Origin of the sequence: Prevotella bivia DSM 20514 (assembly GCF_000262545.1) — a bacterium.
GTDB lineage: Bacteria > Bacteroidota > Bacteroidia > Bacteroidales > Bacteroidaceae > Prevotella > Prevotella bivia.
The window spans coordinates 233,821-247,044 of sequence record NZ_JH660660.1 but is presented as its reverse complement, the minus strand read 5'-3'; the positions used below and the strand labels follow the sequence as shown (position 1 = coordinate 247,044).

11 protein-coding genes are annotated in these 13,224 nt (G+C 37.9%); 2 read left to right on the top strand and 9 right to left on the bottom strand.

Going from position 1 to position 13,224, the window contains the following annotated elements; genetic code table 11:
* Positions 1 to 69: 69 nt before the first annotated feature.
* From sucD to PREBIDRAFT_RS03445, 4 genes are read right to left on the bottom strand one after another with little or no spacing between them, the layout of a single operon-like run.
* On the bottom strand, positions 70 to 942 hold the full coding sequence (gene sucD, locus PREBIDRAFT_RS03460) for a succinate--CoA ligase subunit alpha (RefSeq protein WP_004339206.1): 873 nt from the start codon (positions 940 to 942) through the stop codon (positions 70 to 72).
* A 19-nt stretch (positions 943 to 961) separates the two neighbouring features.
* Positions 962 to 2,095 carry an ADP-forming succinate--CoA ligase subunit beta gene (gene sucC / locus PREBIDRAFT_RS03455; RefSeq protein ID WP_004335578.1) on the bottom strand — a complete coding sequence of 378 codons (1,134 nt, stop codon included), beginning with the start codon at positions 2,093 to 2,095 and terminating at the stop codon, positions 962 to 964.
* 35 nt (positions 2,096 to 2,130) lie between these two features.
* A complete protein-coding gene (buk, locus tag PREBIDRAFT_RS03450) occupies positions 2,131 to 3,195 on the bottom strand; it encodes a butyrate kinase (RefSeq protein WP_004335579.1) in 1,065 nt (354 codons plus the stop codon).
* Positions 3,185 to 4,108 carry a phosphate acyltransferase gene (locus PREBIDRAFT_RS03445; RefSeq protein WP_004335580.1) on the bottom strand — a complete coding sequence of 308 codons (924 nt, stop codon included), beginning with the start codon at positions 4,106 to 4,108 and terminating at the stop codon, positions 3,185 to 3,187. Before PREBIDRAFT_RS03445 ends, buk begins: the two co-directional genes overlap by 11 nt.
* Positions 4,109 to 4,253: 145 nt before the next feature.
* Between PREBIDRAFT_RS03445 and PREBIDRAFT_RS03440 the strand changes: the two genes are divergently transcribed.
* On the top strand, positions 4,254 to 5,564 hold the full coding sequence (locus PREBIDRAFT_RS03440) for a toxin-antitoxin system YwqK family antitoxin (protein WP_004335581.1): 1,311 nt from the start codon (positions 4,254 to 4,256) through the stop codon (positions 5,562 to 5,564).
* Between the two features lie 158 nt (positions 5,565 to 5,722).
* Positions 5,723 to 7,657: a polysaccharide biosynthesis protein gene (locus tag PREBIDRAFT_RS03435; RefSeq protein WP_004339204.1), complete on the top strand. Its 1,935-nt coding sequence runs from the start codon at positions 5,723 to 5,725 to the stop codon at positions 7,655 to 7,657.
* A 115-nt stretch (positions 7,658 to 7,772) separates the two neighbouring features.
* Here PREBIDRAFT_RS03435 and PREBIDRAFT_RS03430 read toward each other — a convergent pair whose 3' ends face one another.
* From PREBIDRAFT_RS03430 to rlmN, 5 genes are read right to left on the bottom strand one after another with little or no spacing between them, the layout of a single operon-like run.
* Entirely contained in the window at positions 7,773 to 8,699 is a 927-nt protein-coding gene (locus PREBIDRAFT_RS03430; protein ID WP_004339201.1) for an endonuclease/exonuclease/phosphatase family protein, read from the bottom strand.
* A gap of 53 nt (positions 8,700 to 8,752) precedes the next feature.
* Positions 8,753 to 9,769 carry a lysylphosphatidylglycerol synthase transmembrane domain-containing protein gene (locus tag PREBIDRAFT_RS03425; protein ID WP_004337680.1) on the bottom strand — a complete coding sequence of 339 codons (1,017 nt, stop codon included), beginning with the start codon at positions 9,767 to 9,769 and terminating at the stop codon, positions 8,753 to 8,755.
* Positions 9,770 to 9,795: 26 nt separating this feature from the next.
* Positions 9,796 to 10,917: a PdxA family dehydrogenase gene (locus PREBIDRAFT_RS03420; RefSeq protein ID WP_004337681.1), complete on the bottom strand. Its 1,122-nt coding sequence runs from the start codon at positions 10,915 to 10,917 to the stop codon at positions 9,796 to 9,798.
* Positions 10,918 to 10,967: 50 nt separating this feature from the next.
* Entirely contained in the window at positions 10,968 to 11,885 is a 918-nt protein-coding gene (locus PREBIDRAFT_RS03415) for a DUF4837 family protein (RefSeq protein WP_004337682.1), read from the bottom strand.
* Entirely contained in the window at positions 11,878 to 12,912 is a 1,035-nt protein-coding gene (rlmN, locus tag PREBIDRAFT_RS03410) for a 23S rRNA (adenine(2503)-C(2))-methyltransferase RlmN (protein WP_004337683.1), read from the bottom strand. The genes PREBIDRAFT_RS03415 and rlmN overlap by 8 nt, the downstream gene beginning before the upstream one ends.
* Positions 12,913 to 13,224 lie beyond the last annotated feature (312 nt).

Here is a 13,224-nt window from a genome sequence, read left to right as displayed (position 1 = left end):
TATAGATGAAAAAAATGTACTTCTGCAAAAATTAGCAGAAATACATTTTTATTTCAGATAAGATATTTCTTATTTGTTTAATTGCTTTTTCAAAAGCATAGGAATTTCACTTGTTTCCTTAGCCACTGGCACGCCTACAGCTTCAAAAGCAGCGATCTTCTCCTTTGCTGTACCAGACCCACTAGAAATGATAGCACCAGCATGTCCCATCTGCTTTCCTGGAGGAGCTTGCTGACCAGAGATAAATACCGCCACGGGCTTTGTAACGTGAGCTTTGATAAATTGAGCAGCACGTTCTTCAGCATCACCACCAATTTCACCGATTAATGCGATAGAGTCTGTTTCAGGATCATCTTGAAACATCTGAAGAAGATCTTCAAAGTAAAGACCAACAACAGGGTCACCACCAACACCAACAGCGGTAGACTGCCCTAATCCTTCTTGGGTAAGGTTGTAAACAACCTCGTAGGTAAGCGTTCCACTACGGCTGATCACTCCTGTATGTCCTTTCTTAAAGATATTGGTAGGCATAATACCTGCCATACTTTCCTCTGGAGAAATCAATCCAGGACAGTTAGGACCAATCACTTTAACACCACGTAACTTTGCATAACGCTGCGCTGCAACGGCATCAACAGTAGGTACACCTTCTGTAATACAGATAACAAGTTCTACACCACCATCAATCGCTTCAAGCATAGCGTCCTTAGCAAATGCTGCTGGAACAAAGATAATAGAAGTATTTGCTTTAGTAGCAGCTACAGCTTCTTTTACGGTATTGAATACAGGAATACCCTTCACTTCTTGTCCGCCCTTACCAGGAGAGGTTCCACCTACAACGTTAGTGCCATATTCTTTCATTTTAGTAGCATGGAAACTTCCATCTCTACCTGTTATACCCTGTACTATTAATCGTGTATTCTTATTAATTAAGATACTCATAGTTTTCGATTTTTTTATGTTACTTACTAAGTTCAACAGCCTTATGACCAGCGTCAGCCATACTCGTACCCACAGTGAAGTGTGTACCTTCGAGCAAAGCTCTACCTTCTTTCTCATTGGTACCAGTGAGGCGGATAACAATAGGAATATCTGTATGAATGATCTTAAATGCTTCGAGCAAGCCTTTTGCAACATCGTCGCAACGAGTTATACCACCAAAGATATTAATAAGTACCACTTTTACATGCTTGTCGCTAAGCAATAGCTTCATAGCCTCCACAATCTTTTCAGGATTTGAGCTGCCACCAATATCAAGGAAGTTAGCTGGTTCACCACCATAAAGCTTAATCATATCCATAGTAGCCATAGCAAGACCAGCCCCATTTACCATACAGCCAATATTTCCTCCAAGGTTTACATAACTGAAACCTTTATCCTTAGCCTCACGCTCTTTGCGCTCCTCTGCAGTAGGCTCAAATAATTCAGCCACATCAGGATGACGGAAAAGGGCATTATCATCAAAGGTCATCTTAGCATCAATAGCTTTTAAGGTGCCATCACCTAGCTTTACAAGTGGGTTGATCTCAGCTAATGAAGCATCTTTCTCAACAAAAAGTTTATAAAGGTTTTTAAACAAAGGTACAGCTTGCTTTACTAATGCCATATCATCGAATAATTGGAAAGCAGCTTCACGAGCTACATAATCGCTCATACCTATTAGTGGATCGATCACTATCTTAGCAATCTTTTCAGGGGTATCTTTAGCAACCTGCTCAATATCCATACCACCAGCACGGCTAAGCATAAGGATAGGACACTTTGTTTTGCGATCTACCAAAATACTAGTATAATATTCTGCAGCAATATCAACAGCTTCACCAACTAGAATTTTTTCAACGGTATAACCTTTGATATTCATTCCTAAAATAGCTGTAGCGTGTTCTCTTATCTCGTTTTCATTTGATCCAAGTTTCACACCACCAGCTTTACCGCGACCTCCAATATGTACTTGTGCTTTAACAACAGCCTTTTCTACGCCTAGCTGTTTATATGCAGCTACAGCTTCCTCAGGTGTTTTACACAAAATACTCCTGTCAACTGGTAATCCATAGTCAGCAAAAAACTTTTTTGCTTGAAATTCATGTACCTTCATAGGATTTTGTTTTGATATTAAAAATATGTTTTAAATTAGTAATCTTTTGCTTCTCGTTCACCTTTAAGAACGGCTAAAGCGTTCTCTGTTAGGGCAAGCATTTCATCCTGGCCTGGATATATATAAATAGGTGCAAGATAAGATAAACGCTTTTTAAAAATATCCATTAAATAATTACTGCGTGCAATGCCACCCGTAAAAATAACAGCATCAATCTTACCGCATAAAACGGCTCCTTCTGCTGCTATGCTTTTTGCAACATGAAAAGCCATTGCATTAAGGATAAGTTCGGCATGCTTATCACCTTCTTCTATTCTTTTCTCAATTTCTATACAGTTGTTTGTGCCGAGATGAGCTGTAAGTCCAGCTTTATTTGAGATATATGTGATGAGTTCTTGCTCAGTAAACTTTCCTGTATAACAAAGATGAATAAGATCGGCTACAGGTAAACTTCCTGTGCGTTCCGGTGAAAACGGACCTTCACCATTCAATGCGTTGTTCGCATCGACAGCCTTACCCTTTTCGTGAGCTGCTATTGAGATACCACCACCTAAGTGGCAGATAATAAGGTTAAGATCCTCGTACTTCTTACCCATATCTTTTGCAAAACGGCGTGCAATAGCCTTTTGATTAAGCGCATGCCAAATGCATACACGTTGAATAAGTGGTGTGCCAGATATGTGGGCTTCTGGATACATCTCATCAACAACACCTGGATCAGCTATAAAGCAGTTAGGGCAGTTTAGTTCTTTACCTATTTCATTGGCAATAGCGCAGCCTAAGTCGCAAGCATGCTGATGAAAAGCAGTAAGCTGTGCTGCAACCATCTCATCGGTTACTTTATATACACCGCTTTCTACGGGCTTCGCGAGTCCACCTCGTCCTACAATAGCATCAAACTGAAGAGGTATGCCTCTTTTTTTCAATTCAGCTAAAATCACTTCTTTGCGATAATCAAACTGATCGCTAATTTTCTTAAAGTGCTTTAATTCTTCTTGTGTATGAACGATATCTTCTACTAGAATGAATTTGTCATCATCAGATACAGATATTTTAGTCGATGTAGAGCCAGGATTAATGGCTAGAATTTTATAACCCATTTTTATCAGATATTAAAGTTGCTAATGCCAAACTATTTAGTTTTGTTGTAATGGAATCGCCTCTACTTGTAAGAATAACAGGGGCTAAAGGACCTTGTAATACTGCTGCTGTTTCTGCTTGGCAGAATAAAGTTATCGTCTTGTAAAACGCATTGCCAGCTTCAATGTTAGGCATAATCAAAGCATCAGCTTCACCATTAATAGGAGATTCTATTTGCTTATATTGTAAAGCTTCTAATGAACAAGAAGTCTTTAGATCAAGCGGACCATCAATAATACAATCGCCAAGCTCACCATTCTTGCACTTTTCTTTTAAAGTAAGATAGTGGGCAGTATATGGGAAATGTCTTTCATCTACTTTTTCTGAACAGTGGATGAGCGAAACCTTTGGTGTCTTAATCTGGAATTTATGGCAGATATCTACAACATATTTTATTTGTGCCTCCCGCTGTTCATCTGTAGGGAAAGGAATTACAGCAGGATCGGTAAATACTAGAAGTTTCTTATAGCTTGGTATTTCTGCGACTGTAATGTGAGTCATTACTGTACCACGAGGCAAGATACCTACTTCTTTGTCTAAGATAGCTCTTAACAGAACATCGGTAGAAACAAAACCTTTCATAATAGTTTCTGCCTCTCCTGATCTCACCAACGCAACTGCTTTCTTAGCAGCATCAGTAGGATCGGTTGCTACCAAACAAGTAAAAAGTTTGTTGTTAGTATACTTGTCTGCTACTGCTTGAGAGCAAACGAAGATAGGGTCAATAAAACCTTTTTCAACAGCTAGGTTAACAGCTTCTTGCGTATGCGCTTCTTCAGGCCATACTACAGCAATGCGCTTCTTTATATTCCTCTTTAGAAGTAGGTTTACAAGTTCACCAAAATTGGCAATCTCTTCAGATGTATTTAACATTTTATTTACGTATTAGTAAGTTAGTATTTTCTGAAACAAAGATACTAATTACTTTTGTAATTAACTGTTCTCATTAGGGAAATTTTATAAATAGATTTGTTTTTTACACAGGTATACATTATTTTTGTAGAGTAAAACGAAAATTATGAAAAGGATATATATTATTGTATACACGTTATTAACTGTTGTTTTTACTTTTGCCCAACAACGTGTCAGCTCTAGCATTCCCCCAAATGCTTTTTTTTATAATAGTAATTGGCGTGGTGTTCCTAGTATGGCACAAGCTGCTTATTACCGAGTGCTTGGGAGAGATGATGCTGGTCGTAAGATGTTTTACGATTATTACATCACGGGACAACTCAAAGCAGAAAAGCATTATATTACAATCAGCAAACAGAACGATCATAATACAGTTTTAGATGGAGTTTGTAGAACCTTCTTTAAATCGGGCAGGGTAGAGTCGATTATGCAATATAAAAGAGGTGTGGCTCACGGTAGGGCTGTATCTTTCTATCCAAGTGGCAATGTTGGTATGAAGCTAAACTATCGCAATGGAGTATTAAATGGTTTCACTTTTACTTATAATGAGAATGGAAAAATAGAAAATACTACGGTATGGAACAATGGCAAAATGATTTCTCAAAGTTCTGGAGGACGAGATTCTTACATAGACAAAACTACTAATGTTGATATGTTTTGCAACCGTTATAAATCTGATGAAGCTCTGATTATGGAGCAATCGCGCAATATTGCTAATGCGCGAAAAGCTAGTGAACGAACAATTACACAAATATCTAATAATAAATATAATACCAATAATCATTCAAGCATTTTAAAGGAAGAAGAAACAAGTAATCAAGCTATCAGCAACAACGGCATCGTTAGCAACGTGAAGTATCCCAAAACATCTGCTAGCGATATTTCAAATAACGACAATATAATAGGAAATAATAAGACTAAAGAATTCTCGTTTTCATATCTCTATGCCATCCTTTCCAATATCCAACATCAGACTAATAATATTCAGTTCTATGATGACATTGCAATGAACTATTATCTGAATATAGCCCAAACAATAAATGGATATGGAGCCTATAAGGAACTGATATATCACTATAATATGGATTACGATGAAGTAAGTGGCTCGGATAAGGTTGTTGGTAGTTCGCCTCGCCAACTTGGCTTTTGGGGTATGGTTACTAATAATCAACTCACGGTGCAGCGAATAAATATATTTACATGGTCAAAAAATGAAATGCTCAACTTTGCTAACGAAGCGTTTAAAATAGGTTATCAAGTATTGGGTGGAGGAGATTATCTTTCCATGGATGGCAACTTTGTTTTAGAACCTAAGAAAGTTGCTAAGCAAGCAGGAGTAAATCAAGTTGTTATTAGTTTTATACATAAAGGAAATGTGTATGCAGGGTTATACCATATTCAGATGGATATAAAATAAGAGCAAAGTAAGAAAATATACCTTTCCTTTTTGTTTACGTAATATTTTTACGATGCCCCACAGCTATTTACTACTTTTTTAGCTACCTTTGTAGGACAAAAACATCAAGAGGGATTATTAAATGCGATACCCATATATTTAGAAAGTTTACTTAATATATGAATACTTTAAAGAAAATGTTTAGCTGGTATTTCTCTGTAAATGCCTTGCCCTATTGGGTGATACTCGTTGTAGATAGCTTAATATGCTATCTTTCAGGACTTATTGTTTTTTGGCTATCCTATCATGGGAGTTTAATAACTTTCACCAATTTAGATCTAATTTCACGCACTATCTTCATATATATGGTTTTTAACCTTATAGGTTTTCGTGTGTTTAGAACCTATTCAGGTATAGTAAGATATTCTTCCTTTGTCGATTTACGTAGAGTATTTTTTGCTATGCTACTTTCTTTAAGCATAGCAGAGATTATGCACTATACAATGTATCATTGGCACTTCGTTGGGCTTGATTTTGTTAGATTACGTGGCAAGCAAATATTCATTATGTATATACTTGCTATGATAGGAATGACCCTATTCCGTATCTTAGTGAAATCATTCTATGATGCATCGCTTAATAACAGAAATGGTATTCGTACTCTAGTATATGGTATGAATAGTGGTGGTATTGGAGTTGCTAAAAGTATCCGTGATGAAAAGCCACACCGCTTTCTTCTCAAAGGATTTATTTCGCATGATAAATCAATGAAGGGGCGTATATTGATGGGAGAGAATGTCTTTGTTGTAAATGAAGAATTAGCAGGTTTTATAAAAGAGCTTGATATTCAGGCTGTATTGATATCGCCGCTTCAAAATGATCGTTTCCGCAATGATACCGTTCTTCAAGATATATTATTAAACTCTGGGGTAAAAATTTATATGAGTCCAGATACTAAGATTTGGACTCCTGATGATGACTACTCTAATGTTACTTTAAAAGAAATTAGTGTAGAAGACTTGCTTCCACGCAATCAAATCCAAGTTGATATGGAGGCTATTGGCTCTTTGCTTAGAGAGAGAAATATTATGATTACGGGATCGGCTGGTAGTATTGGTTCAGAAATGGTACGCCAAATAGCTGTTTATAAACCTGCTAAACTTATATTGATTGATCAAGCAGAAACTCCACAGCACGATATTCGCTTGATGATGCGCAAAAATTGGCCAGAGATAAAGGTTGAAACGATTGTTACAAGCATCACAAATGCGGAACGTATGGATCATATTTTTGCAGCGTATAAGCCCGATTATGTTTTCCATGCAGCAGCTTATAAACATGTTCCTATGATGGAAGATAACCCATCAGAGAGTATATGCAATAATGTATGTGGAACAAAGATTATAGCCGATCTAAGTGTGAAATATGGTGTGAAGAAGTTTGTAATGATCTCGACTGATAAGGCAGTAAACCCAACCAATGTAATGGGGTGCTCTAAGCGCATCTGTGAGATTTATTGTCAGAGTCTTAATCATACTATTAATCAAGGCAAAGAAAAAGGCACTGTAACCCAATTTGTAACAACTCGCTTTGGTAATGTTCTTGGTTCGAATGGTTCTGTCATTCCTTTATTTGAGAAACAAATAAAAGAAGGTGGTCCTGTAACGGTTACCGACCCTAACATTATTCGCTTTTTCATGCTCATTCCAGAAGCATGTAAACTTGTACTTGAAGCCGGGACACATGGTGATGGTGGAGAAATATTTGTCTTCGATATGGGTAAACCAGTGAAGATAGCCGATCTTGCAAGGCGTATGATCCGTCTTTCTGGTGCAAAGAATGTAGAAATAAAATACACAGGCTTGCGTGCAGGCGAGAAGCTATATGAGGAAGTGTTAAGCACAACAGAGAACACCTTACCTAGTTTTCATGATAAAATCCGTATTGCAAAAGTACGTGAGTATGATTTTACCGAAGTGCAAAAAGACATCAATGAACTTATTGATATTGCCCATACCTATGATGATATGGCAATCGTAGCTAAGATGAAAGCTATTGTTCCAGAATATATAAGTAAGAATAGTATCTATTCTTCACTTGATGCGAGTGAATAATATAATGTAGCGCTAGCAAGAAGCCCTAAGTAACTCTATACTGAAATTACTTAGGGCTTTTTCTTTTGTGTGTTTTTTCTTTTTGCTACAGTGTTTTATCTTTATTGGAGATGTACTAGTGTCTATTAGTATTAAAGTGTATCTTTGCAAGAACAGGGTAGTGATCGGATGGTAAGCGATGTGTATAATGTTCAAAAGAGATTTGTTGTGGAGCATTTGCTTCTTTTGTAGTATTTGTACTCGCATTCTTACTCCAATAGCCATTGGTCAAGATGCCATAATGATTTACTTCAAACTCATTTGACACAAATATATGATCAATACGGCTTTCGGTGTATAAGTCTGACTTGAACCCCTGATACGTTCCGTTCTCTGCAAATCTTTGTTTAGCAGCTATATAAGTGTCTTTTAGTATTTTTGACTCTGCAAAGATCTTATAGATTTCATCTTTCTGGTCTACATTAAAATCACCTGTTAGGATTACTGGAGCCTTGTCGCCTGCTATCTCTTTGATGCGCTTTATCACAAGTTTTGCTGCTTCTCGGCGAGCCACAACACCCACATGATCCATGTGTAAATTGAAATAATAGAATTTAAACTTTGTACCTATTTCTTCAAATTTCCCCCATGTACATATTCTGATACAAGCAGCATCCCAACCTAATCCTGGCTTTTCTGGTGTTTCACTCAACCAAAAGTTGCCGTTAGCGAGCTTCTTTAGTTTGTCTTTCTTATAAAAGATAGCCGAAAATTCTCCAGCCTCTTTGCCATCATCACGTCCTACACCAATATAGTCATAGCCATTTAGTTGGCTCTTAAGATCGTGTACTTGGTTGATTAAAGCCTCTTGAACTCCAAAAATATCAGGATCTTCAAAGTTCATCATATCGCAAAGAACCTTACTTCTAACATTCCATCCATTTCCTTCAGAACGGTCGCTTTCTGCATCATAACGAATATTATATGTCCCTACAAAAAGATTTTGAGCATTCACACACAAGCCCATAATTATTAATAAGGCTGATATTATCACTTTTCTCATAAATTTATGATTATTAGTTATTATAATTCATTATACAAAGGTATACTACGTTGCTACTTTTTCTCTACTTTTATCAGTAATAAGCCTATAGCAGTCCAAATTAATTCACGAATGCGCACGATTAGTGCTACAAAGATACCTGCATTAGCGGTAAGTCCTAACTCTGTTATTGATATCAAAAAACCACCTTCACGCCCCCCTAGCTGCAAAGGGATAAAAAACAATAAGTTAGCAAATAGCGTTGTAAAAGCTATAATTAAAATACATGCAATGAAGTTGATATGTGGGAAAAGCACGAATAGAATAAACATTACCTCTAGCGCACTACAAACGCGGCAAGCTAACTCTAATAAAACTACAGAGATAAATGTACGTGGATTTTGATTGTGTAGCGATGCTACTTGTTTATCTATTGTTGACAATTGCTCCTCATGACCCTCTATAAAGCGTTTTGCCCAGCCCTTTACAAAAGGAATATGGCTCAGCAACTTCATCAATCTTGCTGCCAAACCTTTCTTATATCCAGAAAGGAAAAACCAAATAGCAAGTATGCAAAAACCAACAACAATTGCCAAAAGTATGCCCATAAAGACATTTATCGATTGTGTTAGTATAAACAATATACAAGATAAAAGCCAAAACCAAAAATGACTAAAGATATGTGTCATAGCATAAAGAAGCACTGACGCTGTGGCTTTCTCCGCACCTATCTTTGGGGTTAAAGCCATAACGCGATAAGGCTCACCTCCCATTAACCCTCCGGGAGTGGCATAGTTGAGTGCGAAACCTGATATGGTTACCTTATATAACCACGCATACGGAATAGGTTTAAAGGGATATTCTTCATCATCTTTAGTCTGCCCTCCCTGCTTCTGTAAGCTACGAATAATGATATACCATGCCGATGTGTTAAAGAGATATAGGAAAGCCCATAACACAATAACTGCCAACGTCCAATAGCCTGCATGTTGCAAACCCTTCCACACTTCAGTAAAGTTGAGTTGAGAAACCATAACTCCCAAAACAATGATGCCAAAGATAAAGAATACGTTTTGGTATTTACCTTTCATCTTGATATTGCCAAATTGCTTATTATCTATTGTTCGTTAGAGCCCTGCTCGCCTTTAGTACTAAAATCGTTGCGCTTTACCGCAAAACGAACCTTTTCGCCTTCCTCTTTGCGTTCTTTATAAAGCTTTGGCAAAGGATTACTTAGCGGTTCGTCATAATTGATACGATTACGGTAAATATCAATAGCTGCATAAATGGCATTGCGGAAAGCATCCACTTCAGCAATGTTCTTTCCTGCTAGTGATAGGCTATTAGGCATATCTGGAGCAGTGCGAATAAGCGATAACCCTGCTGTGTAATTGATACCATTCCCTATAGGGATAGTGCGGAAAGGTGTAAAAGCTTGTTCATAATACATTGCAAGGATAGCATCAAATTGGGTGTAATCGCCATTGCCAAAAAGCGTATCTGCTGCGTACGCACCAAAAGCTTGAATGCCGTTAGCTGCGAGCTGCTCAATGGCTGGTTGAATAAGTTCTATCTCTTCCGATCCTAATAATCCGTTATCGCCAGCTTTGGGATTAATGCCTAGCAAGGCTATACGTGGACAAGATAGGCAGAAGTCGCGCTTTAAACTTTCATAGAGTAGGGTAGCTTGCCTCACAAGAATCTCCTTTGTTAGGTACTCACATACATCCTTTAGCGGCAAGTTGCGAGTAGCCAATGCTATGCGCATACCTTCATTTACCAAGACGGTTAATCCCTGTTCCATAATTCCAAGGTGATCATTGATATACCTACTTTGACCACTGAAATGGAACTTGTCGTTATTCTCTAGTGGACAAGTAATAAGCACATCAAACAAGCCCTGTTTATAATCCTCTAAAGCACGATCAATAGCAACCAATCCTGCATTGCCCGACTCCTCTGTAGCTACTCCTAATTCCACCTTTATTTCCTCGTCAAATACGGGAAGCAAGTTTACTCTACCGTCTTTTATATCCGAGGCATCATTAATAATTGTAAAGTTGGCCTCAATATCTAATGCGTTGCGATGATATGTAGCCACCTTTGGCGAGCCATATATAATAGGCGTACAAAGTTCCAATATCTCCTGTTCGGCAAAGGTTTTAAAAATAAGCTCATATCCAATTCCGTTCGTATCACCATGAGTGATAGCTACACGTAGTTTTTTATTATTTTCCATTCTATAAAATGAATTTATTGTATAATATATTTTTCTAAATGTTTTCTAGTTTAATGTAGTGTATAAAGTGCTGCTTCTAGCCGTCTCATTCTATTGCGTTTTTCCTTTTCTGGTGCAAAGAGAAAAGCCTCTACAGCCAAACACTTACCCTGTTTTTTCACATTATGAAGGATATAAGTAACGAATGGACCACCCATTGCTTCTTGTCTCATCCGCCATATACCACGAATGGTGGTGTTTTTAGTATCTTTGTTTACAATGCGTGTTGCTAAAGTAGCAATACTTAGATAGTCGCCTTTTTGTGTGCCTTGTATGTTTCTTTGCATGATACTATCATGCTGTGTCTCAAACCTTTTTGCATCTACATAATAAAAGCAGATATTCAGCATACCCTCAGCAGTATTGTTGGATAACCAAAGAAAGTCTTTTCCTGCTTTACTTGCTGTCAGCTCTTGTGGAATAAGCATTGTCTTACCAAACATTTTCTTTACTAAAGCTGCTGCTTTAATATTCGGTTTTTGTGCAAGATTACGCTGCTCGCGAGCTATCTCTGTTGTCAAAATTGTGCGACGGAGCTTCTGCGTGATTTCTTTAAGTGCTTTCTTATCTGATGCAAAGATATAGAGTGTTTGCTGATTATCTACAAACTCGTTTGCTTTTTCCACACTATGCGCTTCAGCCACTTTCTTCGGTACATTATCCATATTGACCACAATAATCGTTCTGAAATTATTATTGTCCGAAGTTAGTTGCTTTGCGTGAATGACATCCATTAGTGGTTCTGCTTGTGGCAGACCTGGAGTGGGAGTTGAAAGCACACTATCTACTATATTATCAACATCGCCCACCACCAAAACCTCATAAGGCTTACCTACACTTTTGGGGCGAGTGTTTACTTGTTTGCAGCTTGCCAATATGAGTATAGCTGTTACAAGTACGGCTGATATATAGCAGAATGATCTACACATTACCTTGTTTTTTTGCAGTAGAGAGTAGACCACAAGCCGCAAAAATATCCTGACCACGACTTGCACGGATAGTAGTAAACACACCATGCTTGGTGAGATAATCGCGAAACTTTTCCATAGTCTCACGATCGGCTCCCTTCAATGGTACGTTGGGGATTTGGTGGAAGCGGATCAAATTGAAACGACAATCTAAGCCCTTTACAAGGTCTACTATCGCCTTTGCATACTCCATACTGTCATTCTTTCCACCAAAGACGATGTATTCAAACGACAAACGACGCTGATGCGAGAAGTCGTAATTGCGCAATAAGTCGACTACCTCTTGAATGCGCATACCCTTTTCTGCTGGCATTATCTCTTCGCGTTGTTCATGTAGTGGCGAGTGCATACTGATAGCTACATGGCATTGGCTCTCGTCTAAGAAGCGTTTTAGCTTACTCTTCAAACCCACACTGCTCACTGTAATGCGCTTTGGCGACCATGCGTAGGCATATTCCGCTGTCATTAGCTCGGTGGTACGAAGCACATTATCAAGGTTATCCATAGGTTCGCCTTGCCCCATGAAAACAATATTGGTAAGCTTATCGCGCTCTGGTAAAGAGTAAATCTGATTAAGAATATCGGTTGCTGATAGGCTTCCTTCAAAACCTTGCTTACCTGTTTGACAGAACAAACAATTCATCTTGCAACCTACTTGAGACGATACACACAGCGTAGCGCGATCTTCATCGGGGATATACACCGTTTCTACAAACTTTCCCCTCTCAGTAGGAAAAAGATATTTTATAGTTCCGTCCTGTGAGTGTTGCGCATCAATAGGGGCTTTACAGCCTATCGTATATACACTTTCTAGCTTTTCGCGATTAGCCTTTGAGATGTTTGTCATCTCGTCAATGCTTTTTACATGCTTCACGTATAGCCATTCTGCCATTTGTTTGCCAGCAAAGGCTGGCAAACCAAGCTCTTTTGCAACTTGCTTTAGCTCAAAAAGTGTTTTGCCCAATAGGGGCAACTTATTTATTTCCATTAATGTCTTATTTATCTATGCAAAGATACGAAAAAGGCATGATAAGTAGGTTCGTTTTCGATGTTTATATATAATAAGGTGGAAAAAAGATCATATAACAGCTAACCATATAAAGAAAAAGTACATATTATGACCAAAATACCTAAATAATAAGAGTTCTTCCGAAATTTGGAGTGATGAACCATAATCCCTTATATTCATATAGTTACGAAGTAATAGCCTCCACTAAAAGCTTATAAAAAGCCATTTTACAAAAACGAAAAATCATAATTCAAGCTTTTCTAAAGTCGGTGTCGCCGAACTGCTGTGCGA

Coding starts and splice junctions, on each gene's coding strand:
- sucD (WP_004339206.1), bottom strand. CDS start 942: ATGAGTATCTTAATTAATAAGAATACACGATTAATAGTACAGGGTATA.
- sucC (WP_004335578.1), bottom strand. CDS start 2,095: ATGAAGGTACATGAATTTCAAGCAAAAAAGTTTTTTGCTGACTATGGA.
- buk (WP_004335579.1), bottom strand. CDS start 3,195: ATGGGTTATAAAATTCTAGCCATTAATCCTGGCTCTACATCGACTAAA.
- PREBIDRAFT_RS03445 (WP_004335580.1), bottom strand. CDS start 4,108: ATGTTAAATACATCTGAAGAGATTGCCAATTTTGGTGAACTTGTAAAC.
- PREBIDRAFT_RS03440 (WP_004335581.1), top strand. CDS start 4,254: ATGAAAAGGATATATATTATTGTATACACGTTATTAACTGTTGTTTTT.
- PREBIDRAFT_RS03435 (WP_004339204.1), top strand. CDS start 5,723: ATGAATACTTTAAAGAAAATGTTTAGCTGGTATTTCTCTGTAAATGCC.
- PREBIDRAFT_RS03430 (WP_004339201.1), bottom strand. CDS start 8,699: ATGAGAAAAGTGATAATATCAGCCTTATTAATAATTATGGGCTTGTGT.
- PREBIDRAFT_RS03425 (WP_004337680.1), bottom strand. CDS start 9,769: ATGAAAGGTAAATACCAAAACGTATTCTTTATCTTTGGCATCATTGTT.
- PREBIDRAFT_RS03420 (WP_004337681.1), bottom strand. CDS start 10,917: ATGGAAAATAATAAAAAACTACGTGTAGCTATCACTCATGGTGATACG.
- PREBIDRAFT_RS03415 (WP_004337682.1), bottom strand. CDS start 11,885: ATGTGTAGATCATTCTGCTATATATCAGCCGTACTTGTAACAGCTATA.
- rlmN (WP_004337683.1), bottom strand. CDS start 12,912: ATGGAAATAAATAAGTTGCCCCTATTGGGCAAAACACTTTTTGAGCTA.